Origin of the sequence: Burkholderia sp. BCC1972, from assembly GCF_905339605.1 — a bacterium.
Taxonomy (GTDB): domain Bacteria; phylum Pseudomonadota; class Gammaproteobacteria; order Burkholderiales; family Burkholderiaceae; genus Burkholderia.
This window is the reverse complement of the sequence record NZ_CAJPGH010000005.1, coordinates 85,599-111,590: the sequence shown is the minus strand read 5'-3', so window position 1 is coordinate 111,590 and position 25,992 is coordinate 85,599. Positions and strand designations below refer to the sequence as shown.

General features: G+C 66.4%; 24 protein-coding genes. 13 read left to right on the top strand and 11 right to left on the bottom strand.

Features of this window, described 5'->3' with window-relative positions; all coding sequences use genetic code 11:
* Positions 1–2: 2 nt before the first annotated feature.
* Positions 3–1,187, bottom strand: a complete 1,185-nt coding sequence (locus tag U5798_RS09995) for a polysaccharide biosynthesis/export family protein (protein ID WP_322081932.1) — start codon at positions 1,185–1,187, stop codon at positions 3–5.
* 441 nt (positions 1,188–1,628) lie between these two features.
* Between U5798_RS09995 and U5798_RS09990 the strand changes: the two genes are divergently transcribed.
* From U5798_RS09990 to U5798_RS09980, 3 genes are all read left to right on the top strand, one after another.
* Complete coding sequence (locus U5798_RS09990) at positions 1,629–2,780, top strand: glycosyltransferase family 1 protein (protein WP_322081931.1); 1,152 nt, start codon at positions 1,629–1,631, stop codon at positions 2,778–2,780.
* A gap of 27 nt (positions 2,781–2,807) precedes the next feature.
* Positions 2,808–4,811, top strand: a complete 2,004-nt coding sequence (locus tag U5798_RS09985; RefSeq protein ID WP_322081930.1) for a capsular biosynthesis protein — start codon at positions 2,808–2,810, stop codon at positions 4,809–4,811.
* Positions 4,812–5,044: 233 nt separating this feature from the next.
* Positions 5,045–5,857: a mechanosensitive ion channel family protein gene (locus tag U5798_RS09980; RefSeq protein WP_124449350.1), complete on the top strand. Its 813-nt coding sequence runs from the start codon at positions 5,045–5,047 to the stop codon at positions 5,855–5,857.
* Positions 5,858–5,947: 90 nt separating this feature from the next.
* On the opposite strand, the gene U5798_RS09975 is transcribed toward U5798_RS09980, so the two are convergent.
* Complete coding sequence (locus U5798_RS09975; RefSeq protein WP_124449352.1) at positions 5,948–6,631, bottom strand: DedA family protein; 684 nt, start codon at positions 6,629–6,631, stop codon at positions 5,948–5,950.
* Positions 6,632–6,815: 184 nt separating this feature from the next.
* On the opposite strand from U5798_RS09975, the gene mutL reads away from it, so the two are divergent.
* Both mutL and miaA read left to right on the top strand, forming a co-directional pair.
* Positions 6,816–8,819 (top strand): DNA mismatch repair endonuclease MutL, encoded by a 2,004-nt coding sequence (mutL, locus tag U5798_RS09970; RefSeq protein ID WP_322081929.1) that lies wholly within the window; start codon positions 6,816–6,818, stop codon positions 8,817–8,819.
* Complete coding sequence (gene miaA / locus U5798_RS09965; RefSeq protein WP_322081928.1) at positions 8,816–9,793, top strand: tRNA (adenosine(37)-N6)-dimethylallyltransferase MiaA; 978 nt, start codon at positions 8,816–8,818, stop codon at positions 9,791–9,793. Before mutL ends, miaA begins: the two co-directional genes overlap by 4 nt.
* 5 nt (positions 9,794–9,798) lie before the next feature.
* Here the strand turns inward: miaA and tetR are convergent, their stop codons facing one another.
* Positions 9,799–10,431 carry a tetracycline resistance transcriptional repressor TetR gene (gene tetR, locus U5798_RS09960; protein WP_322081927.1) on the bottom strand — a complete coding sequence of 211 codons (633 nt, stop codon included), beginning with the start codon at positions 10,429–10,431 and terminating at the stop codon, positions 9,799–9,801.
* Positions 10,432–10,493: 62 nt separating this feature from the next.
* Between tetR and tet the strand changes: the two genes are divergently transcribed.
* A complete protein-coding gene (gene tet, locus U5798_RS09955; RefSeq protein ID WP_322081926.1) occupies positions 10,494–11,687 on the top strand; it encodes a Tet(A)/Tet(B)/Tet(C) family tetracycline efflux MFS transporter in 1,194 nt (397 codons plus the stop codon).
* Positions 11,688–11,724: 37 nt separating this feature from the next.
* Here tet and U5798_RS09950 read toward each other — a convergent pair whose 3' ends face one another.
* Both U5798_RS09950 and purM read right to left on the bottom strand, forming a co-directional pair.
* On the bottom strand, positions 11,725–12,120 hold the full coding sequence (locus U5798_RS09950) for a YybH family protein (protein WP_124449362.1): 396 nt from the start codon (positions 12,118–12,120) through the stop codon (positions 11,725–11,727).
* Between the two features lie 106 nt (positions 12,121–12,226).
* A complete protein-coding gene (gene purM, locus U5798_RS09945; protein WP_006484927.1) occupies positions 12,227–13,282 on the bottom strand; it encodes a phosphoribosylformylglycinamidine cyclo-ligase in 1,056 nt (351 codons plus the stop codon).
* A gap of 250 nt (positions 13,283–13,532) precedes the next feature.
* Here purM and hda point away from each other — a divergent pair, with 250 nt between their 5' ends.
* From hda to panB, 6 genes are read left to right on the top strand one after another with little or no spacing between them, the layout of a single operon-like run.
* Positions 13,533–14,267 carry a DnaA regulatory inactivator Hda gene (gene hda / locus U5798_RS09940; protein ID WP_059235994.1) on the top strand — a complete coding sequence of 245 codons (735 nt, stop codon included), beginning with the start codon at positions 13,533–13,535 and terminating at the stop codon, positions 14,265–14,267.
* Between the two features lie 11 nt (positions 14,268–14,278).
* Positions 14,279–14,956, top strand: coding sequence for an HAD family hydrolase (locus U5798_RS09935; protein ID WP_124449365.1), 678 nt, complete (start codon positions 14,279–14,281; stop codon positions 14,954–14,956).
* Positions 14,957–14,961: 5 nt separating this feature from the next.
* Positions 14,962–16,500 carry a polynucleotide adenylyltransferase PcnB gene (pcnB, locus tag U5798_RS09930; protein WP_322081925.1) on the top strand — a complete coding sequence of 513 codons (1,539 nt, stop codon included), beginning with the start codon at positions 14,962–14,964 and terminating at the stop codon, positions 16,498–16,500.
* A 35-nt stretch (positions 16,501–16,535) separates the two neighbouring features.
* Entirely contained in the window at positions 16,536–17,078 is a 543-nt protein-coding gene (gene folK, locus U5798_RS09925; RefSeq protein WP_124449369.1) for a 2-amino-4-hydroxy-6-hydroxymethyldihydropteridine diphosphokinase, read from the top strand.
* Positions 17,075–17,761, top strand: coding sequence for a deoxynucleoside kinase (locus U5798_RS09920; protein ID WP_124449371.1), 687 nt, complete (start codon positions 17,075–17,077; stop codon positions 17,759–17,761). The genes folK and U5798_RS09920 overlap by 4 nt, the downstream gene beginning before the upstream one ends.
* Positions 17,762–17,805: 44 nt before the next feature.
* On the top strand, positions 17,806–18,621 hold the full coding sequence (panB, locus tag U5798_RS09915; RefSeq protein WP_124449373.1) for a 3-methyl-2-oxobutanoate hydroxymethyltransferase: 816 nt from the start codon (positions 17,806–17,808) through the stop codon (positions 18,619–18,621).
* Positions 18,622–18,736: 115 nt separating this feature from the next.
* On the opposite strand, the gene U5798_RS09910 is transcribed toward panB, so the two are convergent.
* The 5 genes from U5798_RS09910 to grpE form a co-directional block, all read right to left on the bottom strand.
* Positions 18,737–20,608, bottom strand: a complete 1,872-nt coding sequence (locus tag U5798_RS09910; protein ID WP_322081924.1) for a bifunctional anthranilate synthase component I family protein/class IV aminotransferase — start codon at positions 20,606–20,608, stop codon at positions 18,737–18,739.
* A 3-nt stretch (positions 20,609–20,611) separates the two neighbouring features.
* Positions 20,612–21,748 (bottom strand): molecular chaperone DnaJ, encoded by a 1,137-nt coding sequence (gene dnaJ, locus U5798_RS09905; protein ID WP_322081923.1) that lies wholly within the window; start codon positions 21,746–21,748, stop codon positions 20,612–20,614.
* A gap of 266 nt (positions 21,749–22,014) precedes the next feature.
* Positions 22,015–23,967, bottom strand: a complete 1,953-nt coding sequence (dnaK, locus tag U5798_RS09900) for a molecular chaperone DnaK (protein WP_039361356.1) — start codon at positions 23,965–23,967, stop codon at positions 22,015–22,017.
* Between the two features lie 147 nt (positions 23,968–24,114).
* Positions 24,115–24,540, bottom strand: a complete 426-nt coding sequence (locus U5798_RS09895; protein WP_124449379.1) for a thioredoxin family protein — start codon at positions 24,538–24,540, stop codon at positions 24,115–24,117.
* A gap of 10 nt (positions 24,541–24,550) precedes the next feature.
* Entirely contained in the window at positions 24,551–25,096 is a 546-nt protein-coding gene (gene grpE, locus U5798_RS09890; RefSeq protein WP_124449381.1) for a nucleotide exchange factor GrpE, read from the bottom strand.
* Positions 25,097–25,450: 354 nt separating this feature from the next.
* Here grpE and U5798_RS09885 point away from each other — a divergent pair, with 354 nt between their 5' ends.
* Positions 25,451–25,612: a hypothetical protein gene (locus U5798_RS09885; protein WP_185658127.1), complete on the top strand. Its 162-nt coding sequence runs from the start codon at positions 25,451–25,453 to the stop codon at positions 25,610–25,612.
* Here the strand turns inward: U5798_RS09885 and U5798_RS09880 are convergent.
* Positions 25,584–25,991 carry an RNA-binding S4 domain-containing protein gene (locus U5798_RS09880; RefSeq protein ID WP_124449383.1) on the bottom strand — a complete coding sequence of 136 codons (408 nt, stop codon included), beginning with the start codon at positions 25,989–25,991 and terminating at the stop codon, positions 25,584–25,586. The genes U5798_RS09885 and U5798_RS09880 overlap by 29 nt on opposite strands.
* Between the last annotated feature and the right edge of the window lies 1 nt (position 25,992).

Below are 25,992 nucleotides of genomic sequence, written 5' to 3'. Positions count from 1 at the left end.
AATTATTTGAACGTCTGCACACCAGACACGATCGGGTAAGCTACGGAGAACACTAGGTTCAGCACTTTCTGCAGTTCCGCCACCGGCGCATTGGAGACGTAGAGGACGTCCTTGTTGCCCATCATGAAGCTCTGCGCCACGAAGAACGAATCCGGGTCTTTCAGATTGATGTGGTAAATGACGGGGACTTTGCCGTTGGCCGTCGTTCTCACTGGCTGGTTGGGCCACTTGAGCGCCTGCTGATCTTCCAGCCGGAAAATGAATACGCCCTGTGCGTCCGAGCGTGAGTCCTGCAGGCCGCCTGCCCGCGCCAACGCCTGAGCCAGCGTGATGCCCTGCGCCTCGAAATTGATTTCCTCGTTCTTGCCCGTCGCACCGAACGCAGTAAAGCTGTAGGGCTGAAACAATGCGGTGACGACGTCACCCGCCTTGAGCGGCACGTTCTGGCGCGGATCGCGAATCACCGTCTCCAGGGGCTCCAGCGCGACGGTTTCGCCACGCGTCACCTGAATCATGGTCTTGTTGATCGGCTGCTTCACGCCACCCGCCGCAGCGACTGCGTCAAGCACTCGTTCGCCGCGCGCGCTCAGTTGCATGCGCGTACTGCTCGTTACGTCTCCCACTACGGTGACATAAGAGGTCTCGTTGCGCGCCAGTTGCACCAGAACCTGCGGATCATGTGCGATATTTTTCAAGCGCGCCGCGATATAGGCTTGCAATTGGCTTGGCGTACGCCCGGTTGCCTTGATCGCGCCCACGAACGGCACATGGATGTTGCCGTTGCCATCGATCACTTGCGTCGGCAGCTTGGTCAGCCGCGCGCCGGTCGGTACACCGCTTGGCGCCGGGGAGTCGCTCGAACCGCCGCCGAACAAGGTGGCAGGCGGCGCTTCCCAAATCGACACCTCCACTACATCACCTACGCCCAGTTGTTGCTGAAACGCCGAGTTATCGCCCAATGTTGCAGCGAAGTCAGTGCTCTTGCGGCCCGCATAGAGTTGCCGCGCAATCTGGTCCGTCACATCAACGACCTGGATTCCTTGCGAACTGACCTGATTTGTGCCTGCGCCACTGGCGTTAATTTCGGAACGACTCGGCCCCGACGTGGGAATGGCCCCGCAAGCAGCCAACCCAATGGCACCGCCGATGGCAGCAGCCAACCAAACACTGCGATTTAAACTCTGCATTTAACAATCCAGTCATTCAAAGGCCGCCGGATTTTACCGCACAATGTAAGATGTACCGGAGAATTCACCGGCGTGGAGCATCCGAATCGCCGACAGATACCCTTGAGGTTCCTTCGGTTTTTTCGCCGTCCAGCGGCCCTGGCTTACAAGCAGCCAACCCCTTGCCCGCTAAGGCGCGAGCCGGTTTGGTGCAAACAGGTGCGGTCTCAAAAATCCATTGCCGCCGCGCGCGAGGACGCAAGCGGATCGGTAAATCTGACATCTAGCTTCATTTCGGTTTGGCACGCTCGGCATTTGTGCTGATCGATAGATGCGCACACGCGAATTGTCCCGCCATGCGAGATGCCATAGAATTACCCGGCGGAATTGTTGCATGAGCCATCGGGCTTCGGCAAACAGAAACATCTTTCATTTCCGTGCGCACAACCACATTGCACCTGCGTGACAAAAATACTTCTGGACGTCACTCGTCTTGCCACCCGCTTTTATGATGGCCTGATCCCCACCGGGGTAGACCGAGTAGGACTGGCTTACATCCGCCGATATGGCGATCACGCACGTGCAGTCCTGAGCGAGCGCGGCTTTTCGACCGTTTTAACGGAAAAAGACTCGCGAAAAATATTCGCGTTGCTGGTGTCATCCAGTCGGGACCGATGGGCGCTGCGCAAGATTGTCGCTTCCGCGTTGCTGAAGCAGCTTTATCCGCCGCGATTCGATCGCGCAATTTTGTTGCATACAAGTCACAACGGGATGGAGTTCACCCGTTACTATCGGTCGATGGCGCAGCGCAACGCGCGCCCGGTCTTCATGGTCCACGACCTCATTCCGTTGACGCATCCGGAGTACTGCCGCCCGGGCGTGGACGCATCGCATCGCGCCCGCATCCATACCGCGCTACGGCACGCGAGCGGCTTGATCAGCAACTCACAGGCGACCTACGACGAACTGGCAAACGAGGCACGGCAGGCGTCGCTGCCGCTGCCACCGGTCGTCGTCGCACCACTCGCACCCGCGGTGGAGCCTCATCCGCCGAGTCCACCGCCGATCGCGGCACCCTATTTCGTGATGCTCAGCACGATTGAACCGCGCAAGAACCACTGGTTCATCCTGCACGTATGGCGGCATCTGGTCGAACAGATGGGTGACGCCGCCCCCAAGCTCGTCGTCATCGGCCGACGCGGCTGGGAATGCGAGAACGTCGTCGACATGCTGGAGCGGTGCGCCGCGATTCGCGGTGCGGTCATCGAGGAATCGGATTGCAGCGACGATCGGCTGCATGCGTGGTTGCAGCATGCGCGCGCACTCGTGTTTCCGTCGTTCGCCGAAGGCTACGGCATGCCGCTCGTCGAAGCGTTGATGCTGGGCGTGCCGGTGCTCGCCAGCGACTTGCCGGTCTTTCACGAGATCGCGTCGGACATTCCCGACTATCTCGACCCGCTCGACGGGCCGGGATGGCTCGCGCGGATTCGCGCGTACGCCCTGCCGGATAGCGCTGATCGGGCGAACCAGATCGCGCGGATCGAACGCTTTCGAGCGCCGACGTGGGCCGAGCACTTTGAACGAATCGACGGCTTTCTCGAGTCGCTCCGGTAAATGAATCCGGCACCGACTGAGTCCTCGATGACGCCCGAAATCCAGCCATTCGACGCAACCTCCATTGTGCCCGGCAAGCGTAGGGGCAACTGGCCGACCGGAAAATCACCGTTCGTGTGGGTCGATTCGCGGCTCGGCGCCGCATTTGCCCGAGCTTCCGTATCGCTCGGACGTACCGTCTACCCGGTCTGCCCCGGCCCCGTCTTCGTCCGGCACGCGCCGCCTCTTTCGTGGTTCCGCATTCCGCCGGATCTGATTGCTCGTGGCGGGCTTGTCGCCGCACTCGATCGCGTGCTCCGGGACTCGCTCGGCACCGACGCGGAAGCGCGATGTCGGGACCTGATTCACCGAGTGCTCGAAAGCGACGCGTTGCATGTCCGGCACCGGGTGGCTGAATTGCCTGAGGCATGGCACGCGTCCGGCCGCGACAAGCGCATTGTGCTGATAGACGAAAGAGAAACGTCGCATTCCGACACCTGCACGCCGGCCGGGCAACGCCGCGGGAATTTTGCTGCGATGGCGGATGTAGCGCATATCGCACACCCCGACGCCCGCTTGTGGATCTTGCGCTCCGCCGATGCAGGCGCCGGCGATTGGCTGTCGAACAAGATGCAACTGCCTGAAAATGTTCGAGTCCTCGACGTTGCGCATTCCCTGCGGGACATTCTTCGACAAGCCGACGCCGTCTATGTCGTCGGCGCGTCCGAAGGGATGGCCGCACTTCTGGCCGGCGTGCCGGTTCACGTGTTCGGCACGCCGTATTACGCCGGCTGGGGATTGACGCAGGATCGCACGGTGATGCCGGATCGCCGTGCGCGCCCGTCCGTGTTTGCGTTGTTCGAGGCAGCGTTCCTGCAATTCGCGCATTACCTCGACCCGACACGCGGCACCCAGGGCACGCTAGAAAGCGCACTCGACTGCATCGAGCTGCAGCATGCCGTCGCCGCCCGCTACAGCGACCTCGACCGGGTAGCCGGCGTACGCTTCCAGTGGTGGAAACGTCCGTATGCGACGCCGTACCTGTCGGCAGGAGGCGGGACGTTACGCTGGATAGCGAATCCGCGCGACACCCACACCGACGAGCACGCAGCGATATGGGGTGGACGTTCGGCAGAAGGCCTGCCGGACGGGGCAGCACACGTCCGCATCGAGGACGGTTTCATTCATTCGACAGGGCTCGGGTCCGATATGTCGCCGCCGTGCAGCCAGGTGATCGACCGCCGCGGCCTGTATTTCGACGCGAGTCGCCCCAGCGACCTGACCATCATTCTCAATCAGGCCACCTTCGACGAACCGGAATTGCGGCGCGCGGCGGCGCTGAGACAGGAGATCGTGCGGCTCGGCCTCACGAAATACAATCTCGGCCGTCGGGCACCCACATGGCGTGTTCCGCAAGGCAAACGTATCGTGCTCGTCGCGGGCCAGGTTGCAGACGATGCATCGATCCGACTCGGAACGGGCACGATAGCCACGTCGGAAGCGTTGCTGCAGGAAGTACGTGCTCGCCTGCCGGACGCATTCATCATTTACAAACCGCATCCGGACGTGCTGTCCGGCAATCGTGCCGGGCTTGTCGACGCAGCGCACCTCGCAGACGTCGTCGACGCGGACGCCGATCTCATTTCCCTGATCGACGTGACGGACGAGTTGCATACGCTGTCGTCACTTGCCGGCTTCGATGCGTTGATGCGCGGGAAGGAAGTCCATACCTACGGCCTGCCCTTTTATGCCGGCTGGGGATTGACGCACGATGCACTGGAGCAACCGTGGCGCGAACGCCGGCTGTCGCTCGACATGCTGACAGCGGGCGTGTTGCTGCGTTACGCGATCTATTGGGACTGGCAGCGCTCGCTGTTCACGACGCCCGAGGCAGTCGTCCGGCAACTCGCGCCGAATGCGGCTCGACCGCTCGAAAAAATTCGCGGCAACCGCGCTCGCCCGCTCGTCAAGGCGATGCGCTGGACGCGCAATGCGATACGTTATGCCGGTTGGCAGGGGCGCCAATATATTCGCGATCGAATGATGCGTTGACGGCGATCGATACTCGGTCGCCGAATCGTCAGGGACAACCTGTGCGAGCCACTTCAGACGCCATCGGCACGACACCGACACCCGTCACGGGCAGCACGCACACGCGTCCTGCCCGTTTTTCATTACGTCAATCAATGTAAGGCGGGTTGCTCGCCCGTCACAGGTCAGGTTATAAAAGCGCCACCCATCCCGGTGCATGCGCCGCCCTTTTCACCCTTGACTTCGGAGAACGCATGATCGATCTCGCCACCGCCCAGCAATTCCTGATGACCCGCGGCCTCGACTTCGGCCTCAACCTCCTCGCCGCGATCGCATTGTGGTTCGTCGGCCGCTGGGCGATCCGCATCGCTACCCGCCTGCTCGGCAAGGTCGTCCGCCGCAGCGGCAAGGTCGACCCGACGCTCACCGACTACCTGACCTCCGTCGTCGGCGTGCTGCTGACGATCCTGCTGATCCTCGCGATCCTGCAGATCTTCGGCGTTCAGACCACCTCGTTCGCGGCACTGCTCGCCGGCCTCGGCCTCGCGATCGGCACGGCATGGGGCGGCCTGCTCGCGCATTTCGCCGCCGGCGTGTTCATGCAGGTGCTGCGCCCCTTCAAGATCGGCGACGTGATCAACGCGGGCGGCGTCACCGGCACGGTGAAGGAACTCGGCCTGTTCGGCACGACGATCGTCACCGCCGACAACATCGTCACGATCGTCGGCAACAACAAGATCTTCTCGGACAACATCGCCAACTACAGCGCGACGTCGTACCGCCGTGTCGACCTGACCGCGAAGATCGCGAACGGCGTCGACGCAGTGGACGCGATCAACCGCCTGAAGTCGTCGATCCAGCAGATCCCGAACGTACTGACCACCCCGGCGCCGGACGTCGGCGTGCTGCAGTTCACGCCGGAAGGCCCGCTGCTGTTCGTGCGCCCGTCCACGGCGCCCGAGCACTACTGGCAGGTGTACTGCGACACCAACCGCGTGATCCTCGAGACGTTCCGCGACGCGCAATACCCGACGCCCGAAACGCCGGTCGCGCATCGCACCGCGTAACGCAAGCAGCAGCCGAACCGCACGGACGAAAAAAAAGCGTGGCACCCGCCACGCTTTTTTATTGCATCGAAAAGACGGAACCGCCCGTGCTCAGCGCCCACCCGCCTTCGGCACATTGTCCGACTGCTTCCGGCGCACCAGCTTCCACGCCGCGCCGAGCGCGACCGGCACGATCGCCGCGCCGATCCCGACCAGCACGATCACGTTCAGGTACTGGCGGATGAACGGGATGTTGCCGAAGAAATAGCCGAGCAGCACGAGCAGCAGCACCCAGACCAGCGCACCGATCACGTTGAAGAGCTGGAAGCGCACGGCGCTCATCGACGACGCGCCCGCGACGAACGGCGCGAACGTGCGCACGACCGGGATGAAGCGTGCGAGCACGATCGTCTTGCCGCCGTGCTTGTCGTAGAACGAGTGGGTCTTCTGCAGCGCGGCGCGGTCGAGGAAGCGCTCGAGCACCGGGATATGCGTATTGAACACCTTCGGGCCGACCCAGCGGCCGATCAGGTAGTTCACGGTGTTGCCGGAAATCGCCGCGACGAGCAGCAGGACGATCAGCGCGCCGACGTTCATTTCGCCGCTCGCCGCGAACGCGCCGCCGATGAACAGCAGCGAATCGCCCGGCAGGAACGGGAACACGACGAGCCCCGTCTCGCAGAACACGATCAGGAACAGCACGAGATAGACCCACGCGCCGTACTGCCGGATGAAATCGCCGAGGAAGGCGTCGATATGCAGGACAAGGTTGACGAAATGAAGCAGCGTATCCAAATGCGATTCCCTCGAAGGCGATAGGGCCGGAACGGCCGGAACAGGCCAGAGATGGCGGAGGCGCCCGCCAGCCAAGGCGGCGCGCGCACTGGCGTGATGATACCGAAACTACCTTAAGGCTCCGTGAAAAAACGTAACGGTTCGCCGCCCCGGCACGCGGGCGCGGCCTCGCTATAATTCGGCCATGTCCGATATCACCGAAACGGCCGCGGGCGCCGCGCCCGCCCCCGCTGCGCGCCCGCTGCGCGCGATCCAGCCCCTGCCCGACCAGCTGATCAGCCAGATCGCCGCCGGCGAGGTCGTCGAACGCCCGGCGTCGGTCGTGAAGGAGCTGCTCGAGAACGCGATGGACGCCGGCGCGACGTCGCTGCGCATCGTGCTGGAAGAAGGCGGCGTGAAGCGCATCTCGATCACCGACGACGGCTGCGGGATCCCGCCCGACGAGCTCGCGCTCGCGCTGATGCGCCACGCGACCAGCAAGATCCGCTCGCTCGAGGAGCTCGAAGCGGTCGCGACGCTGGGTTTTCGCGGCGAAGCGCTCGCGTCGATCGCGTCGGTCGCCGAGATGTCGATCACGAGCCGGACGGCCGATGCCGCGCACGCGATGAAGATCGATGCGCAGACGGGCGTGCTGTCGCCCGCCGCCGGCTCGACCGGCACGACGATCGAGGTGCGCGAGCTGTACTTCAACACGCCCGCGCGGCGCAAGTTCCTGAAGAGCGAGCAGACGGAGTTCGGCCACTGCCTGGAAATGATCCGCCGGGCGGCGCTCGCGCGGCCGGACGTCGCGATCTCGGTGCTGCACAACGGCAAGGCCGTCGAGCATTGGAACGCGACCGAGCCCGCGCAGCGCGTCGCGAAGATCCTCGGCGACAGCTTCGCGACCGCGCACCTGCCGCTCGACGAACAGGCCGGCCCGCTGGCCGTCTACGGCTGCGCCGGGCTGCCGACCGCGAGCCGCGGGCGCGCCGACCAGCAGTATTTCTTCGTCAACGGCCGCTTCGTGCGCGACAAGCTGCTGACGCACGCGGTGCGCGCAGCCTACGAGGACGTGCTGCACGGCGACCGCTACCCGTCGTACGTGCTGTTCCTCGACCTGCCGCCCGAAGCCGTCGACGTGAACGTGCATCCGTCGAAGATCGAGGTGCGCTTCCGCGATTCGCGCTCGATCCACCAGTACGTGTTCCATGCGGTCCAGCGCGCGCTCGCGCGCCACGCGGGCGCGTCGCCGGAAACCACGGCGGGCGGCCATGCCGCGCATATCGAACCCGCGCCGCGCGGGCCGTCGTCGTTCCTGTACACGCCGCTCGGGCAGAGCCAGGGGCACGCGTCCGGGACCGGGACCGGCGGCATGGGCGGCGGCTTCTCGTCGCCGTCGTCGTCCTCGTCGTCGGGCAACACCTGGATGCGCCAGGCGCGGATGACGCAGGGCACGCTGCCCGTCGCGCAGCCGCTCGCGCTCTACGACGCGCTGTTCGGCCGCAAGGACACGGGAGCCGGCACGCCGGACGGCACGACGACCGTCGCACGCGACGGGTCCGACGCGCCGATCGCACCGCTGCCGGGCTTCACCGCATCGGCGATCGCGGCCACCGCGCACGACGAGCAGCCGCTCGGCTTCGCGCTCGGCCAGATCCACGGCATCTACGTGCTCGCGCAGAACGCACACGGCCTCGTGATCGTCGACATGCACGCGGCGCACGAGCGGATCCTGTACGAGCAGTTCAAGAACGCGCTTGCGGATCGCACGGTCGCCGTGCAGTCGCTGTTGCTGCCGGTGTCGATGACGGCTACGCCGGTCGAGATCGGCACGGTCGAGGAAGAACGCGACACGCTCGAATCGCTCGGCTTCGACCTCGCGGTGCTGTCGCCGACGACGCTCGCGATCCGCGCGGTGCCGGCGCTGCTGAAGGACGCCGATCTGCAGTCGCTCGCGCGCGCGGTGCTCGCCGACCTGCATGCGTTCGGCGGCTCGCGCGTGCTCACCGAGCGCCAGCACGAACTGCTCGGCACGCTTGCTTGCCATCATGCGGTGCGCGCGAACCGGCGCCTGACGCTCGACGAGATGAACGCGCTGCTGCGCCAGATGGAGGCGACCGAACGCGCGGACCAGTGCAATCACGGCCGGCCGACCTGGTATCAGCTCACGCTGAACGATCTCGACCGTCTCTTCATGCGCGGGCAATGAGCGCTTCTTCGCAGTCCAGCCCGACGACGATCGCCTGCCTGCTCGGCCCCACCGCTTCGGGCAAGACGGCCGCGGCGCTGGCGCTCGCCGCGCGCCGCCCGATCGAGATCGTCAGCGTCGATTCGGCGCTCGTCTACCGCGACATGGATATCGGTACCGCGAAACCGTCGCGCGAAGAGCGCGCGAGCGTGCCGCACCACCTGATCGACATCATCGACCCGGCCGACGCGTATTCGGCCGCGGAATTCCGCTCGGACACGCTGCGCCTGGTCGGCGAGATCATCGCGCGCGGCCGCACGCCGCTGCTCGCCGGCGGCACGATGCTGTACTACAAGGCGCTGACGCAGGGGCTCAACGACCTGCCCGGCGCCGATCCGGACGTGCGCGCGACGCTCGATGCCGAAGCCGCGCGCGACGGCTGGCCCGCGCTGCATGCACGGCTCGCGCAGGTCGATCCCGACACGGCCGCGCGGCTCGCGCCGAACGATTCGCAGCGGATCCAGCGTGCGCTCGAGATCTTCATGCTGAGCGGGCAGCCGATGTCGGTGCTGCTCGCCGCGCCGCGTCGCACGGACGATGCGGCCGCCGCGTACCGCTTCGTGCCGGTCGCGCTCGAACCGTCGGATCGCGCGGTGCTGCATGCCCGGATCGCGCAGCGCTTCGACGCGATGCTCGACGCGGGCTTCATCGACGAAGTCGAACGGCTGCGCCGCCGCGAGGATCTCCATCCCGACCTGCCGTCGATGCGCTGCGTCGGCTACCGGCAGGCGTGGGAATTCCTCGACGGCGACACCGACTACCGGACGATGCGCGACAAGGGCATCTTCGCGACGCGCCAGCTCTGCAAGCGCCAGATCACGTGGCTGCGCGCGATGCCCGAGCGGATCGTCGTCGACTGCATCGCGCCGGACTCGACGGCCCGCGCGCTCGACGCGCTCGAACGCGTCCTCGACGGCAGCACGCCGGGTAGCTGAACGCGTCAGCCCGCGTGACGCGCCGCGAGGCGCGCTCGCGCGCCGTCGACGATCCACGCGATGCCGCGCTCGAAAGCTTCGTCGCCGCTGCATTCGCGCAGCACGGCCCAGCCCTTCGCGAACAGCGGATACTCGGCCGCATCCGGCAGCAACGCGTCGGCGTCGCCGTCCGGTGCCGCCTGCTCCTCCAGCACCCAGCCGACCACAAAGCGGCCGATCGCCACCATCACGTCGACCGCTTCGTCCGGCGTAAAGCCGGCCTCACCCAGCAGCGCGACCTTGCGCTCGATCGAACTGAAATGCAGCGCGCGCGGCCGCGTCCCGGCATGCAGGCGTGCGCCGTCGCGATAGGCCAGCAACGCGCGACGAAAACTGCGCGCGTTCTCCGCGAGCCACGCATCCCATACGTCACCCGGCTTCGGCAGCGACCCGTCGTGGCGTTCGAGCATGATCGCCTCGGCCATCGCGTCGAGCAGCTCGCCCTTGTTCCTGAAATGCCAGTACAGCGTCGGCGACTGCACGCCGAGCCGCTCGGCGAGCCGCCGCGTCGACAGTCCGTCGATCCCCACCTCGTCCAGCAATTCGAGCGCCGCGCGCAATACCGTGTCGCGCGTCAGCCGCGCGCTTGTGTCCTTCATCTCTATCACCGATAGGGAAACTGTGGAATACTCTGCACTCTATCATCGATAGAGAGAAACTCTTGAATCCATCCCAGATTGCCATCCTGGCCACGGTCCTGCTCGACGCGATCGGCGTCGGGATCGTGATGCCGATCCTGCCCGGGCTGCTGCGCTCGCTCGCCGGCGCGGGCAGCACCGATACCCACTACGGGATCCTGCTCGCGCTGTACGCGTTCGCGCAGTTCCTGTGCGCGCCGCTGCTCGGCGCGCTGAGCGACCGCTTCGGCCGCCGCCCCGTGCTGCTCGCGTCGCTCGCGGGCGCCGCGCTCGACTACCTGTTGATGGCGCTCGCGCCGACACTCGCATGGCTTTACGTCGGGCGGCTGCTCGCCGGCATCACCGGTGCGAACCTCGCGGTCGCGACCGCCTATGTGACCGACGTGACGGCCGAGCCCGACCGCGCGCGGCGCTTCGGCCAGCTCGGCGCGATGATGGGCATCGGCTTCATCGCCGGCCCGCTGATCGGCGGGCTGCTCGGCGCGCTGCACCTGCGCGCGCCGTTCGTCGCGGCCGCGCTGCTCAATGCGCTGAATCTCGTGCTCGTGTGGCGCGCGCTGCCGGAATCGCGGCCGCGTTCGGCCCGCGAAGGTCGCGCGGTCGGCGCACTCAACCCGTTCGCGAGCCTGCGCCGGCTGAGCGGCGCGCCCGCGCTCGTGCCGCTGATCGGCATCTACGTGATCGTGGCGCTCGTGTCGCAGGCGCCCGCGACGCTGTGGATCCTGTACGGCCAGGAACATTTCGGCTGGTCGACGCCCGTCGCGGGGCTGTCGCTCGCCGGCTACGGCGCGTGCCACGCGCTTGCGCAGGCGTTCGCGATCGGGCCGCTGATCGCGCGGCTCGGCGAGCGCCGCGCGCTCGCGCTGGGCCTCGCGGGCGACGCGCTCGGGCTCGCGGTGATCGCGTTCGCGACCGCCGCCTGGGTGCCGTTCGCGCTGCTGCCGCTGTTCGCAGCCGGCGGCATGACGCTGCCGGCGTTGCAGGCGATGCTCGCGCGGCAGGTCGACGATGCGCGCCAGGGCGAGCTGCAAGGCATGCTCGCGAGCGTCGCCAGCCTGATCGGCGTCGCGGGGCCGCTGGTCGTCACCGCAACCTACGCGGCGACGCGCACGACATGGCCGGGGCTCGTATGGGCCGCCGCCGCGCTGCTCTACCTGCTGGTGCCGCCATTGCTGGCCGGCACGCGTCCGGCTGGCGCACCGCGGCCGTCGGCATGAGCATCCGCGAACGCCACCGCCCTCCGTGCCGCCGTGCTCAATGCACGAGCGTCACGAGATTCGCGTCGCGCACGAGCTGCCAGCGGCCGTCGGTCTTGCGGAAAATCGTCAGCGTGTGGCCCGACCGGCGAATCGTGTCGCCACCCGGCGGCGTCGCCTCGATCTCGATGAAATTGCGCATGTAGGCCCAGTCGCCGAGCACGCGCAGCTCGTCGATCCGGTAGCGGCCGTCGACCTTCGGCGCGTGCTCGCCGCCCGCGTTCGCGTCGCGCGACGCAGCCGCGAACGCCGCCTTGTCGAACGGCGGTTTGCCGGCCACCATGAAGATCGCGTCGTCGGCGATCAGGTCGAGTACGGTGGCCAGATCGCCGCGCCGGCTCGACACGAACCAGTTTTCCACGAGCGCGCGGATCGCATGTTCGTCTTCGGTCATCGTCGTCCCTCCTTCATCGGCGCGCGCCCATGCCACGCGGCACCCGAAAAAAAACCGCCCGGATCGACTCCGGGCGGCTTTCCTTGCTGCATCTGCTGGGCGGCGGTCAGACCACGACCGTCTGCGCCTCGCCTTCGCGGGTCGCACGCACGGTGCCGATCTTCCACACCTGTTCGCCGGCGGCGGTCAGGTCGGCGATCGCTGCGTCCGCATCGGCCGCCGAGACGATCACGGCCATGCCGATGCCGCAGTTGAACACGCGGTGCATTTCCGCATCGGCGACGCCGCCGTGCTCCTGCAGCCACTTGAACAGCGGCGGGAGCGGCCAGGCGTTCTGGTCGAGCTCGGCCGTGAGGCCTTCGCGCAGCACGCGCGGGATGTTCTCGACGAGACCGCCGCCCGTGATGTGCGCCATGCCCTTCACCGACAGCTTCTGCATCAGCGCGAGCAGCGGCTTCACGTAGATGCGGGTGGGCGCCATCAGCGCGTCGGCGAGCGAGCGGCCGTGGAAATCGGCCGACAGATCGGGGTTCGCGCGCTCGATGATCTTGCGCACGAGCGAGAAGCCGTTCGAGTGGATGCCGCTCGACGCGAGGCCCAGCACCACGTCGCCTTCGGCGATCGTGCTGCCGTCGATGATCTTGCTCTTCTCGACCGCACCGACCGCGAAGCCGGCCAGGTCGTATTCGCCATCGGGGTACATGCCCGGCATTTCGGCCGTTTCACCGCCGATCAGCGCGCAGCCCGACAGTTCGCACCCTTGCGCGATGCCCTTGACGACCGTGGCGGCCGTATCGACGTCGAGCTTGCCGCACGCGAAGTAGTCGAGGAAGAACAGCGGCTCGGCGCCCTGCACGAGGATGTCGTTCACGCTCATCGCGACCAGATCCTGGCCGACGGTGTCGTGTTTGTTCAGATGAAAGGCCAGCTTGAGCTTGGTGCCGACGCCGTCGGTGCCCGATACGAGGACGGGCTCCTTGTACTTCTTCGGCACTTCGAACAGTGCGCCGAACCCGCCGATGCCGCCGAGCACGCCGTCGCGCAGGGTTTTCTTCGCAAAAGGCTTGATCTTGTCGATGAGCGCGTCGCCTGCGTCGATGTCGACACCTGCGTCACGATAGGACAGACCCTGAGCGTCGGGAGCGGATTTCGGAGGATTCATGGGGGAATGCGAGAAGGTCGGTAAAATGCGATTTTACCCGAAGCCGGCCGGTTGGCCGGAATTCCCAGTATCGAATCGTCAGGGATTGCATCTTGGTCGACACGTCCCCGTTTTCCTCGCCGAGCGAACCGCGCCGAAACCCGCGCGGCGCCGTGCGTGCGGCCGCGCGTGTAGCCCACGGATCCGCAGCCCCCGGCGCGCGCCCGGCGTACGGCGCGCGTATTTTCAACCGACCTGCATTGTGACTGTTGTGTCCCGTCAACTGACGCTCGATCTCGGCACGCCGCCGCCCGCCACGTTCGACAACTTCATCATGAACGAGGAGAACGACGAGCTCATCTCGCGCCTGCAGAAGCTCGACCTCGCGCTCGCGGCGGGCCCCGTGCCGGACCGGTCGTTCTACATCTGGGGCGAGCCCGGCAGCGGCCGCACCCACCTGCTGCAGGCGCTCGTGAGCGACGCGTCGTACGGCTATGCGCGCTACCTGACGCCGCAGAGCCCGCTTGGTGCGTTCACGTTCGACCCGCGCATCGGCATCTACGCGATCGACGACTGCGACCGGATGAGCGATACGCAGCAGGTCGCGCTGTTCAACCTGTTCAACGAAGTGCGCGCGCACCCGTCGAGCGCGTTCGTCGCGGCGGGCCCCGCGGCGCCGCTCGCGCTCGACGTGCGCGAGGATCTCCGCACGCGCCTCGGCTGGGGGCTCGTGTTCCACCTGTCGCCGCCGTCCGACGCCGGCAAGATCGCGGTGCTCAAGCTCGCCGCGAAGGAGCGCGGGATCGCGCTCACCGACGATATCGCCGCCTACCTGCTGACCCATTTCCGCCGTGACATGCCGAGCCTGATGGCACTGCTCGACGCGCTCGACCGCTTCTCGCTCGAGCAGAAACGCGCGGTCACGCTGCCGCTGCTGCGCCGGATGCTTGCGCGTCCCGGCGACGACATCACACCACCGGGCACGGGCCCGAACCGCTTCGAGTAAAATGCGCTTCCATGACTAATCTGGCACTCTTTGACCTCGATCACACGCTGATCCCGACCGATAGCGACCACGAATGGGGCCGCTTCATGGTGAAGCTCGGCATCGTCGACGCGGAAAGCTTTTCGCGTCAGAACGACCAGTTCTTCGCCGACTACAAGGCCGGCCGGCTCGACATCCACGCATACCTGACGGCGATGCTCACGCCGCTCGCGAAGTATTCGCGCGCGCAGCTCGCCGAATGGCACGAGCAGTACATGCACGAGGTGATCCGGCCCGCAATGACGCCCGCCGCGCTCGAACTGGTGCGCAAGCACCTCGATGCGGGCGACCTGTGCTGCGTCGTGACGGCGACCAACGAATTCATCACGCGCCCGATCGCGACCGCGTTCGGCGTCGATACGCTGATCGCGTGCGAGGTCGAGACGACCGACGGGCATCCCGACTCGCCGTACACGGGCCGGCCGACCGGCACGCCGAGCTACCGCGAAGGCAAGATCGTGCGGACCGAAGCATGGCTCGCGTCGCTCGGCAAGCACTGGGACGACTTCGCGCACAGCTATTTCTACAGCGACTCGCACAACGACATCCCGTTGCTCGAGAAAGTCACCGACCCGATCGCGACCAACCCTGACGACACGCTGCGTGCGCATGCAAGCACCCGCGGCTGGCGTATCCTCGATCTCTTCTGAACGTCGTGATCAAAAAATTCATCCGCAAGCTGCTCGGCCAGGACGAAACCGAGCAAACGTCTCCCGCAACGGCCCCAGCCGACGAAGCGGCCCCTGCTGCCCCGCGCGCGCCGAAGGGCGCCCGCGGCGGCGCCGCGAAAAAGCCGCGCAGCAACCATGAGCCGACCGTCGTGCCGGCCAGCGTGCACGGCATCAATCCGGCGCTGATCTCGAGGAACGCCGTGCGCGTGACCGACACGCTGCAGCAGGCGGGCTTTCGTGCGTTCATCGTCGGCGGCGCGGTACGCGACCTGCTGCTCGGCATCGCGCCGAAGGACTTCGACGTCGCGACCGACGCGACGCCGACCGAAGTCCAGCGCCTGTTCCGCCGCGCGCGCCTGATCGGCCGCCGCTTCCAGATCGTCCACGTGCAGTTCGGCCAGGAGCTGATCGAGGTGTCGACGTTCCGCGCGCTGGTCGATGCGCCGCCCGAGGCGGCCGCAGCCGAGCCGCCGAAGCGCCTGAAGCGCGACGAACTCGATCGCCGCACGCATGCGGTCGACGCGAGCGGCCGCGTGCTGCGCGACAACGTGTGGGGCGAGCAGCATGAAGATGCCGCGCGCCGCGACTTCACGATCAACGCGATGTACTACGACCCGTCGACGCAGACGGTGCTCGACTACCACGACGGGATGGCCGACGTGCGCGCCCGCCTGCTGCGGATGATCGGCGATCCGGCCACGCGCTTCCGCGAGGATCCGGTGCGGATGCTGCGCGTCGTGCGCTTCGCGGCGAAGCTCGGTTTCGAGATCGAGCCGCATACGCGCGAGCCGATCAACACGCTCGCCGACCTGATCAACAACGTGCCGGCCGCGCGCCTGTTCGACGAAATGCTGAAGCTGCTGCTGTCGGGCCATGCGCTCGCGTGCCTGCAGCGGCTGCGCAGGGAGGGCCTGCACCACGGGCTGCTGCCGCTCCTCGACGTCGTGCTCGAACAGCCGCAGGGCGAGAAGTTCATCACGCTCGCGCTGAACAACACCGACGCGCGCGTGCGCGCCGGCAAGACGGTGTCGCCGGGCTTCCTGTTCGCGACGCTGCTGTGGCACGACATGCGCCAGCGCTTCGAGCAATACACGGCCGAAGGCGAGATTCCGGTGCCGGCGCTCCATCGCGCGATGGACGACGTGCTCGACATGCAGACCGAGAAACTCGCGATCCACAAGCGTTATTCGGCCGACATGCGCGAGATCTGGGGCCTGCAGCTGCGCCTCGAGAAGCGCTCGGGCCGCAGCGCGATGCGGCTGCTGGAACACCAAAGGTTTAGAGCGGGGTATGATTTCCTCCTGTTACGCTGCGAATCCGGCGAGCTCGATGCGGAAGTCGGACAGTGGTGGACGGATTTCATCGAAGGCGACGCGGCTGCTCGCGAGGCATTGCTCACGCAGGGCGGTTCGAAGGAAAAATCGCCCCGCAAGCGGCGCCGCCGCGGTGGTGCGCGAAACCGCCAGCCGGGTGAAGGTGCCGCCGAACAGGCACCCGATACCTCGGGCGGTTCCGACGACTGACGCGCGCGCCGGCGAACGACGTAGGAAGTGATGCCATGACGGTTGCATATATCGGACTGGGGGCGAATCTCGGCGATGCGCGCCAGACCCTGAAGGACGCGGTGGTGTGCCTCGCGCAGCAGCGCACCATCTCGATCCTCGGCAAGTCGAGCCTGTATCGCACGGCGCCCTTCGAAGCGGGCGGCGACGACTACTACAACTGCGTCGTCAAGCTCGACACGACGCTGTCGGCGCGCGAGTTGCTCGCGCTTTGCCAGAAGATCGAACATCACTTCGGGCGCGAGCGCCCCTATCGCAATGCGCCGCGCACGCTCGACCTCGACATCCTGCTGTTCGGCGCCGATTCGATCGAAGAACCCGACCTGATCGTCCCTCACCCGCGCCTCACCGACCGTGCATTCGCGCTCGTGCCGCTCGTCGAGATCGAGCCGCTGCTCGACATTCCCGCGCGCGGCCGCGCCGACACCTTCCTCGCCGCCGTGGCAGATCAGCGCGTCGAGAAGGTGCAAACCTGCCAGTGCCTGATGCAGAAGGCACTCGCTGCCGGCGAAGACGCCGACAAGACCCGCTGCCGATGAACTCGACTCCGCTGACCGTCACCGCCCCCGACCTGCGCGCCCCGCACCGCTATCTCGTGATCGAAGGCCCGATCGGCGTCGGCAAGACGTCGCTCGCGCGCCTGCTCGCCGAGCGCTGGTCGATGCAGACGCTGCTCGAACGCCCGCAGGACAACCCGTTCCTCGAACGCTTCTATCGCGACACCGCGCGCTACGCGCTGCCCGTGCAGCTGTCGTTCGCGCTGCAGCGCGCTCAGCAGGCGCGCGAGCTGATCGGCGCGCTCGAAACGGGCCGCCCCGTCATCGCCGATTTCATGCCGCAGAAGAACGACATCTTCGCGCGGCTGAACCTGCCGGAGGACGAGTGGCAGCTGTATCGCTCGGTCGCGACGCACGTCGACGTGCCGCAGGCGCCGTCGCCCGACCTCGTCGTCTATCTGCAGGCCAGCCCCGAAGTGCTGTTCTCGCGCATCCAGAAGCGCGGGCTGCCGATGGAACTGCAGATCAGCGATGCGTACCTGCGCTCGCTCGTCGACGCATACAACGAATTCTTCTACCACTACGACCGCACGCCGGTGCTGACGGTCGCAGCCGAACACCTGAACCCGCTGGATTCCCCCGAAGATCTCGCCCTGCTGGTCGAGCGCATCGAGACGATGCGCGGCCGCAAGGAATTCTTCGTCAAGGGCGAGACGACGCGCTGACGCGTCCCGCCTGTCGTTCTTCCCCCATCGACCCGGATTTCCCCATGACCTATCTCCAGGAATCGAGCCGGCCTGCCGTGACGGTCCCCAAGCTGCAGGCAATGCGCGACGCCGGCGAGAAGATCGCGATGCTCACCTGCTACGACGCGAGCTTCTCCGCGCTGCTCGACCGCGCAGGCACCGACGTGCTGCTGATCGGCGATTCGCTCGGCAACGTGCTGCAGGGCCACACGACCACGCTGCCCGTGTCGATCGACGACATCGCGTATCACACGGCCTGTGTCGCACGCGCGCAGCCGCGTGCGCTCGTCGTCGCCGATTTGCCGTTCGGCACGTACGGCACGCCGGCCGAGGCGTTCGCGAACTCGGTCAAGCTGATGCGCGCGGGCGCGCAGATGGTCAAGCTCGAAGGCGGCGAATGGCTCGCCGAAACGATCCGCTTCCTCGTCGAGCGCGCGGTGCCGGTGTGCGCGCACATCGGCCTCACGCCGCAATCGGTGCACGCGTTCGGCGGCTTCAAGGTGCAGGGCAAGACCGAAGCCGGCGCGGCGCAGCTGCTGCGCGATGCGCGCGCGGTCGAGGACGCGGGCGCGCAGCTCGTCGTGCTCGAAGCCGTGCCGACGCTCGTCGCGTCGGAAGTCACGCACATGCTGAAGATTCCGACGATCGGCATCGGCGCGGGCGTCGACTGCTCGGGGCAGGTGCTCGTGCTGCACGACATGCTCGGCGTGTTCCCCGGCAAGCGGCCGCGTTTCGTGAAGGATTTCATGCAGGGCCAGCCGAACATCCAGGCGGCCGTCGAAGCCTACGTGAGCGCGGTGAAGGATCGCTCGTTTCCGGGCCCGGAACACTCGTTCTGAAGTAACGCGTCGGATGTGAAAAAGCGCGGCGCCCTTTGCGGGGCGCCGCGCTTTTTTGTTGGTGCGTTGAAAGTCCAGCGGCCGGCGCGAGCGCGGTGCCCGCTCCGTTACAGCGTCACTTCAGCACCGCGTCGAGCGCACCGCGCAATGCGTTGGTCAACAGCAGCCCTTCCGCGCGCGCAAGATCGTCCTGCGTCACGACGCGCTCCATCGCACCGAACGCACGATCGTCGAGCAGCACGCCGCGCATCACGCCCGGCAGCACGCCGGACGCCAGCGGCGGCGTCACCCACTGGCCGTCGAGCTTCACGAACAGGTTCGAGCGCCCGCCTTCCGTCACCTCGCCGCGCTCGTTGACGAACAGCATGTCGAAACCGCCGAGCGCCTCGGCCGCCTGCCACGCGCGGTCGTATTCGGCGCGGCGCGTGGTCTTGTGCAGCAGCAGCGCGTCGTCCGCACGGGTCGGCGCGAAGCCGTGCTCGGACGCCAGCATCACGCCGACCGGTCCGGCCGGCAGCGGCTTGAGCGGCGCCGCGGTGATCTCGATCGTGCCGTCCTTCGCGAGCGCGAGTTTCATCCGGTACGCATCGTCGCCGTCGAGCGCTGCGCAGCGCGCGTCGATCTCGCGCCGCAACGCATCGGCGTCGAAGCGGAAGCCGAACGCGTCCGCGCTGCGCTGCAGCCGCGCGAGATGGCGGTCGAGATGCCGGATGCCGTCCGCACGCGTGGCCGCGGTCGTTTCGAACAACTGGAAGCCGGGGTCGGCGTCCGTCAGGAATCGCGCTTTCAATTCGCACTCCGCATATTCGTCGGCCGCGACGCTGTCGAGCACGATGCCCGCGCCGACGCCCATCGTCCCAAGGTGCCGCGTAGCCGAACCGGCCATGTCGATATCGGTATCGGTATCGGCCACGTCGAGCGTCAGCGTGCGGATCGCAACCGACAGGCAGAAGTCGCCGCAGCCGCCCGCAGGATCGCCGGGCGCGTCGAGCCAGCCGATCGCGCCCGTATAAAGCCCGCGCGGCGTCGATTCGATCGCGTCGATCAGCCGCATCGTCTGGTACTTCGGCGCGCCCGTGATCGACCCGCATGGAAACAGCGCTCGCAGCATCTGCGCGAACGTCGTGCCGTCGCGCCAGCCGGCCTCGACCGTCGACGTCATCTGCCACACCGACGCATACGGTTCGACGGAGAACAGCGCCGGCACCTTGACGGTGCCCGTGCGCGCGATTCGCGACACATCGTTGCGCAGCAGGTCGACGATCATCACGTTTTCCGCGCGGTTCTTCGGATCGTTCGCGAGAAACGCGGCAGCCGCCGCATCGTCGCGCGGATCGGCCGAGCGCGGCGCGGTGCCCTTCATCGGCCGCGCACGCAGTACGTCGCCGTGCTTCTCGACGAACAGCTCGGGCGAGCACGACACGATCCACGCGCCGCCGGGCAGCGCGATCAGCGCGCCGTACCGCACGGGCTGGCGTGCGCGCAGCCGCCGGTACAGCGCGAGCGGCGTGCCGAACACATCGAAATTCAGCCGGTACGTGTAGTTGACCTGGTACGAATCGCCCGCGCGCAGGGCATCGTGCACCGTGGCGATCGCCGCGTCGAACGCGTCGCGCGACACGCTCTTCGCGACATGCGCGACACCCGCGATCGACGGCGCACCGCCGCCGTCCTGCTGCGCGAGCCATGCGTCGACCTCGTCGCAGGACAAGCGCTCGCAGCGCGCATACAGCAAAAAGCGCAGCGGGGCATGGCCCGGCTGCGCTCGTTGCAGGTTGCGTCCGAATTCATAATCGCCGACGACGACCGCATGCAGCCCGTCGCGCAGATCCTGCGCGAGCGCCGCATCGATTTCGTCGAGCCGTGCCGGATCTGTGCACACGCGTTCGCGCACGAATCCCGAATACAAACGACTCGACCGCGCGGACGCGGTCGAGTCGCAATCGTCCAAGAGCGCGAACGACGCGCTCTCGTTGCCTTCAGTCATGCTTTACTCGAAGAAGCTCTTCACACGGTCAAACCAGCTCTTGCTCTGCGGGCTGTGACGCGCGCCGCCCTCGGCCAGCGATTTCTCGAACTGCTTGAGCAGGTCGCGCTGGTTGTCGGTCAGCTTCACGGGCGTCTCGACCTGCACGTGCACGTACAGATCGCCCGCAATGCTCGAACGCAGCCCCTTGATGCCCTTGCCGCGCAGACGGAACGTCTTGCCCGACTGCGTGCCTTCCGGCACCGGGAACGATGCACGGCCGGCCAGCGTCGGCACCTCGATCTCGCCGCCGAGTGCGGCGGTCGTGAACGGGATCGGCATCTGGCAGTGCAGATCGTCGCCGTCGCGCTCGAACACCGCGTGCGGCTTGATGTGGATCTCGACGTACAGGTCGCCCGGCGGCCCGCCGTTGATGCCCGGCTCGCCGTTGCCGGCCGAGCGGATCCGCATCCCGTCATCGATCCCGGCAGGGATCTTCACTTCGAGCGTCTTGGTTTCCTTCACCTTGCCCGACCCGTGGCAATGCACGCACGGCTCGGGGATGTAGGTGCCGGTGCCGTGACACTTCGGGCAGGTCTGCTGGATGCTGAAGAAGCCCTGCGACATGCGCACCGTGCCCTGGCCATGACAGGTCGGGCAGGTTTCCGGCTTCGTGCCGGGCTTCGCGCCCGCCCCGTGGCAGACCTCGCACGATACCCAGCTCGGCACGCGGATCTGCGTGTCGTAGCCGTGCGCGGCCTGCTCGAGCGTGATTTCCATGCTGTAGCGCAGGTCCGCGCCGCGGTACACCTGCGGGCCGCCGCGGCCGCCGCGTGCGGCGCCGCCCGCAGCCTGGCCGAAGATGTCGCCGAAGATGTCGCCGAACGCATCCGCGAAGCCGCCGAAGCCCTGTGCGCCCGCACCGCCCATGTTCGGATCGACGCCCGCGTGGCCGTACTGGTCGTACGCGGCCCGCTTCTGGCCATCCGACAGCATTTCATAGGCTTCCTTCACCTCCTTGAAATGCTCTTCCGCATCCTTGCTGTCCGGATTGCGGTCAGGGTGATACTTCATCGCAAGCTTGCGATATGCCTTCTTGATTTCGTCGTCGCTCGCATTCTTCGCGACGCCCAGAACCTCGTAGTAATCCCGTTTCGCCATATCGATTCACTGTGCCGCCACGCATCGCGCACGCGGCGGCTCCTTTCGCCCGCAGTAAAGTCTCTCGACTCGTCTGGCGCTGCACCGTCCGCGGACGGCTCGCGCAGCACCCGCCAAAAAACAAATGTGCCCGGAGGGCCGCGAAGCCCGCCAGGCGTGGAGTCGATCCGGCCATCCGGAAGGAAAGACAGACCGCTTTTCAGCCGCTGGTCAGTCGCGCCGCGCGCGTTTTGCGCGCGCGGCGTGCGGTGCCATTGGAACCCGGCTTAGTCCTTCTTCACTTCCTTGAACTCGGCGTCGACGACGTCGTCGGCAGCCTGTTGCGCACCACCTGCATGGGCCGCGCCCTCAGCTGCACCGGCCGCGCCGGCCGCACCCGCCTGCTGCGCCTGCATGTCGGCGTACATCTTCTCGCCGAGCTTCTGCGACACCTTGCCGAGCTCCTCGACCTTCGCGTCGATCGCGGCCTTGTCGGCCGACGTGTCCTTCAGCACTTCTTCGAGGGACTTCAGCGACGCTTCGATCGCTTCCTTCTCGCCCGCGTCCAGCTTGTCGCCGTACTCGGTCAGCGCCTTCTTCGTGCTGTGGACCAGCGCGTCGCCCTGGTTGCGCGAATCGGCCAGCTCGCGCAGCTTGTGGTCTTCCGCTGCGTTCGCTTCCGCGTCCTTGATCATCTGGTCGATTTCAGCTTCGGACAGGCCCGAGTTCGCCTTGATCGTGATCTTGTTTTCCTTGCCGGTCGCCTTGTCCTTCGCGCCGACGTGCAGGATGCCGTTCGCGTCGATGTCGAAGGTCACTTCGATCTGCGGCACGCCGCGCGGTGCGGGCGGGATGCCTTCGAGGTTGAACTCGCCGAGCAGCTTGTTGCCCGCTGCCATTTCGCGTTCGCCCTGGAACACCTTGATCGTCACGGCGCCCTGGTTGTCGTCGGCCGTCGAGTACACCTGGGCGTGCTTCGTCGGGATCGTCGTGTTCTTGCTGATCATCTTCGTCATCACGCCGCCGAGCGTCTCGATACCGAGCGACAGCGGGGTCACGTCGAGCAGCAGCACGTCCTTGCGGTCGCCCGACAGGACCTGGCCCTGGATCGCCGCGCCGACTGCGACGGCTTCGTCCGGGTTCACGTCACGGCGCGGATCCTTGCCGAAGAACTCCTTCACCTTTTCCAGCACCTTCGGCATGCGCGTCTGGCCGCCGACCAGGATCACGTCGTCGATGTCCGACACCTTGACGCCTGCGTCCTTGATCGCGATGCGGCACGGTTCGATCGTGCGCTCGACCAGGTCTTCCACCAGCGCTTCCAGCTTCGCGCGGGTGATCTTCAGGTTCAAGTGCTTCGGGCCCGACGCGTCTGCCGTGATGTACGGCAGGTTGATTTCGGTCTGCTGGCTCGACGACAGCTCGATCTTCGCCTTTTCGGCAGCTTCCTTCAGGCGCTGCAGCGCGAGCACGTCCTTCGACAGGTCGACGCCCTGCTCCTTCTTGAACTCGCCGATGATGTAATCGATGATGCGCTGGTCGAAGTCTTCGCCGCCGAGGAACGTGTCGCCGTTGGTCGACAGCACTTCGAACTGCATTTCGCCGTCGACGTCCGCGATCTCGATGATCGACACGTCGAACGTACCGCCGCCGAGGTCATACACGGCGATCTTGCGGTCGCCCTTCTCTGCCTTGTCCAGGCCGAACGCGAGCGCGGCTGCGGTCGGCTCGTTGATGATCCGCTTGACTTCGAGGCCCGCGATGCGGCCGGCGTCCTTGGTCGCCTGGCGCTGGCTGTCGTTGAAGTAGGCCGGCACCGTGATCACGGCTTCCGTGACCGGCTCGCCGAGGTAGTCTTCGGCCGTCTTCTTCATCTTGCGCAGCACTTCCGCCGAAACCTGCGGCGGTGCGAGCTTTTCGCCGTGTGCCTCGACCCATGCATCGCCGTTGTCGGCCTTGATGATGGTGTACGGCATCAGGCCGATGTCCTTCTGGACTTCCTTCTCTTCGAAGCGACGGCCGATCAGGCGCTTCACCGCGAACAGCGTGTTCTTCGGGTTGGTCACCGACTGGCGCTTCGCCGGCGCGCCGACGAGCACTTCGTTGTCGTCCATGTAGGCGATGATCGACGGCGTGGTGCGCGTGCCTTCCGAGTTCTCGATGACCTTGACCTGGTTGCCTTCCATGATGGCGACGCACGAGTTCGTGGTGCCAAGGTCAATACCGATGATCTTTCCCATTTTTCCTAATCTCCAGAAATGCCTGTTTGCTGCGCGAAACGCTGCGTTTTGGGGCGGTTTCGCGCGCCAGAATTCAACTCTGTTCCCGAAATGCGTCCGTCCGATCCGTTTTCAAGACCCGACGAGCGATGCGGATATTAAATTTTTTCAATCGCCGCCGGCTAGCGGATCGCCGCCCGGCGGATCGCCACCGGCCGCCGCGACCTTCGCGCGCGCCGCCGACACGGCCGCCTGGAACTGCGCGAGGCCATGCCAGCCCGTCGCGCGGCCCAGCCGCTTGCCGCGGTGGAAAAAGAACCACGTCGGCACGCCGTGCAGCCCGAAGCGGCGCCCCAGCTGAGGGTGTTCGTACACGTTGCAATGGAACCACTTCAAACCCAGCGCGCGGATTGCGTCGGGCTGGGCGAGCATCGCCTTCTTCGCGATCTCGCAGTTGAAGCAGTCGACACCCCAGAAGAACACCACCGCGAGCGCATCGCCCGCGCCGTCGATGGCCGCGTCGAACGTGCCGGCGTCGAGCGCCTGCATGTAGAACGCATCAAATGCGGCCGGATCGACGCCGGCGGGCACCATCCCGGCAGCCTTACTTCGGCTGGGCGACGGTGACGAGCGCCGGACGCAGCACGCGGTCGGCGATCGTGTAACCCTTTTGCAGCACGGTGACGACGGTGTTCGGCTCCTGGTCGGCCGGCACCATCGAAATCGCCTGGTGCTGATGCGGATCGAACTTCTCGCCAACCGGGTTGAGCGCGACGACGCGGCCCTTCTCGAGCGCGCTAGTCAGCTGGCGCAGCGTCAGCTCGACGCCCTCGCGCACCTTCGCGATGTCGCCGGACGTATCGTTGACGGCCGCTTCCAGGCTGTCCAGCACCGGCAGCAGGTGTTCCGCGAAGCTCTCGATCGCAAACTTGTGTGCCTTCGACACGTCGTCCTGCGCGCGGCGGCGGACGTTCTCGGTCTCGGCCTTCGCCCGCAGGTAGCTCTCCTGCAGCTCGGCGACCTTGGCTTGAGCCTCCGCGAGCGCCGCGTCGGCTGCTTCGGCGGCGGGAGCAGCGCCTTGCGCCGCCTGCTTCTCGCTGCCGATGTCTTCGGCCGATGGGGTAGCCGGGTTCTCTTGCGTGTTTTCCATGTCGCTGAAAGTCGATTAGAGGTTGAAGCCAAATCGGCAACCGCCGGCCGTATACCCGGCGGCACCGCACATTCGTGGTGCAGATAAGGGTGGAAACTGCAATTTCAAGAGGGTTATTCGCCGGCATTCTCCAACGCCGCGAAACAACCGCGCTGCCCGGCGGTGCGTGGCCCGCATAGTCCACCAGTCCGGGCGAAACCGGCTGTAACAACGCTTACCTGGCAAGTACTAGCTTGGCACAGGTCCGCTGCACTACACTCCACTCAAGCGTCGGAAAAGCGTGTTTACCCCTAGCTGACCGCCGCCTGACATCCACCTGGCGCCGTTTTCACCCTTGATCCCGAGGGGAGTACCGTGAAACTGACCTTTGCGATATCGGTGGTCGCGCTGGTACTCGTTGCCGGCACCACCACCATCTGCCTGTCCGGAGCCGTCACCGACCGCACGACCGAATACGGAAGCGCGCGGGCGACCTTCGACCAGATGTTCAGCTCCCACCAGAAAATCTGTCGATGATGCGCCGGTCGCGCTTCGTCGGCCGGCCGTGCAGTTCGGCCGCCGGCTCGCGATACGTGCGGCGCCGCTCCAGTTCGGCGAGCCGCGCGGCCCGCCCCGCTTCCGTTTCCTCGTAAAGCGTCTGCGCGACGCTCGCAGGCCCGCGCACGTCGCACACGCCCAGCACGGCAATGTGCCAGACGACGCCGTCGATCGCAATCTCGACCTCGTCGCCGACCCGCACGTCCTTGGCCGGCTTGACCGCCGCACCGCCGATCTTCACGTGCCCCTTGTCGACCGCATCGGTCGCGAGCGAGCGCGTCTTGAAGAAGCGGGCCGCCCATAGCCATTTGTCGATGCGCAGCTTCGCACCGGGGTCCGTGGAAATCTTGTAGTTCATG

What these genes read in the sequence shown, in the direction of transcription:
- U5798_RS09995 (WP_322081932.1), bottom strand. Translation starts at nt 1,187, where the DNA reads ATGCAGAGTTTAAATCGCAGTGTTTGGTTGGCTGCTGCCATCGGCGGT.
- U5798_RS09985 (WP_322081930.1), top strand. Translation starts at nt 2,808, where the DNA reads ATGACGCCCGAAATCCAGCCATTCGACGCAACCTCCATTGTGCCCGGC.
- U5798_RS09980 (WP_124449350.1), top strand. Translation starts at nt 5,045, where the DNA reads ATGATCGATCTCGCCACCGCCCAGCAATTCCTGATGACCCGCGGCCTC.
- mutL (WP_322081929.1), top strand. Translation starts at nt 6,816, where the DNA reads ATGTCCGATATCACCGAAACGGCCGCGGGCGCCGCGCCCGCCCCCGCT.
- miaA (WP_322081928.1), top strand. Translation starts at nt 8,816, where the DNA reads ATGAGCGCTTCTTCGCAGTCCAGCCCGACGACGATCGCCTGCCTGCTC.
- tetR (WP_322081927.1), bottom strand. Translation starts at nt 10,431, where the DNA reads ATGAAGGACACAAGCGCGCGGCTGACGCGCGACACGGTATTGCGCGCG.
- U5798_RS09950 (WP_124449362.1), bottom strand. Translation starts at nt 12,120, where the DNA reads ATGACCGAAGACGAACATGCGATCCGCGCGCTCGTGGAAAACTGGTTC.
- purM (WP_006484927.1), bottom strand. Translation starts at nt 13,282, where the DNA reads ATGAATCCTCCGAAATCCGCTCCCGACGCTCAGGGTCTGTCCTATCGT.
- U5798_RS09935 (WP_124449365.1), top strand. Translation starts at nt 14,279, where the DNA reads ATGACTAATCTGGCACTCTTTGACCTCGATCACACGCTGATCCCGACC.
- folK (WP_124449369.1), top strand. Translation starts at nt 16,536, where the DNA reads ATGACGGTTGCATATATCGGACTGGGGGCGAATCTCGGCGATGCGCGC.
- U5798_RS09920 (WP_124449371.1), top strand. Translation starts at nt 17,075, where the DNA reads ATGAACTCGACTCCGCTGACCGTCACCGCCCCCGACCTGCGCGCCCCG.
- panB (WP_124449373.1), top strand. Translation starts at nt 17,806, where the DNA reads ATGACCTATCTCCAGGAATCGAGCCGGCCTGCCGTGACGGTCCCCAAG.
- U5798_RS09910 (WP_322081924.1), bottom strand. Translation starts at nt 20,608, where the DNA reads ATGACTGAAGGCAACGAGAGCGCGTCGTTCGCGCTCTTGGACGATTGC.
- dnaJ (WP_322081923.1), bottom strand. Translation starts at nt 21,748, where the DNA reads ATGGCGAAACGGGATTACTACGAGGTTCTGGGCGTCGCGAAGAATGCG.
- dnaK (WP_039361356.1), bottom strand. Translation starts at nt 23,967, where the DNA reads ATGGGAAAGATCATCGGTATTGACCTTGGCACCACGAACTCGTGCGTC.
- U5798_RS09895 (WP_124449379.1), bottom strand. Translation starts at nt 24,540, where the DNA reads ATGGTGCCCGCCGGCGTCGATCCGGCCGCATTTGATGCGTTCTACATG.
- grpE (WP_124449381.1), bottom strand. Translation starts at nt 25,096, where the DNA reads ATGGAAAACACGCAAGAGAACCCGGCTACCCCATCGGCCGAAGACATC.
- U5798_RS09880 (WP_124449383.1), bottom strand. Translation starts at nt 25,991, where the DNA reads ATGAACTACAAGATTTCCACGGACCCCGGTGCGAAGCTGCGCATCGAC.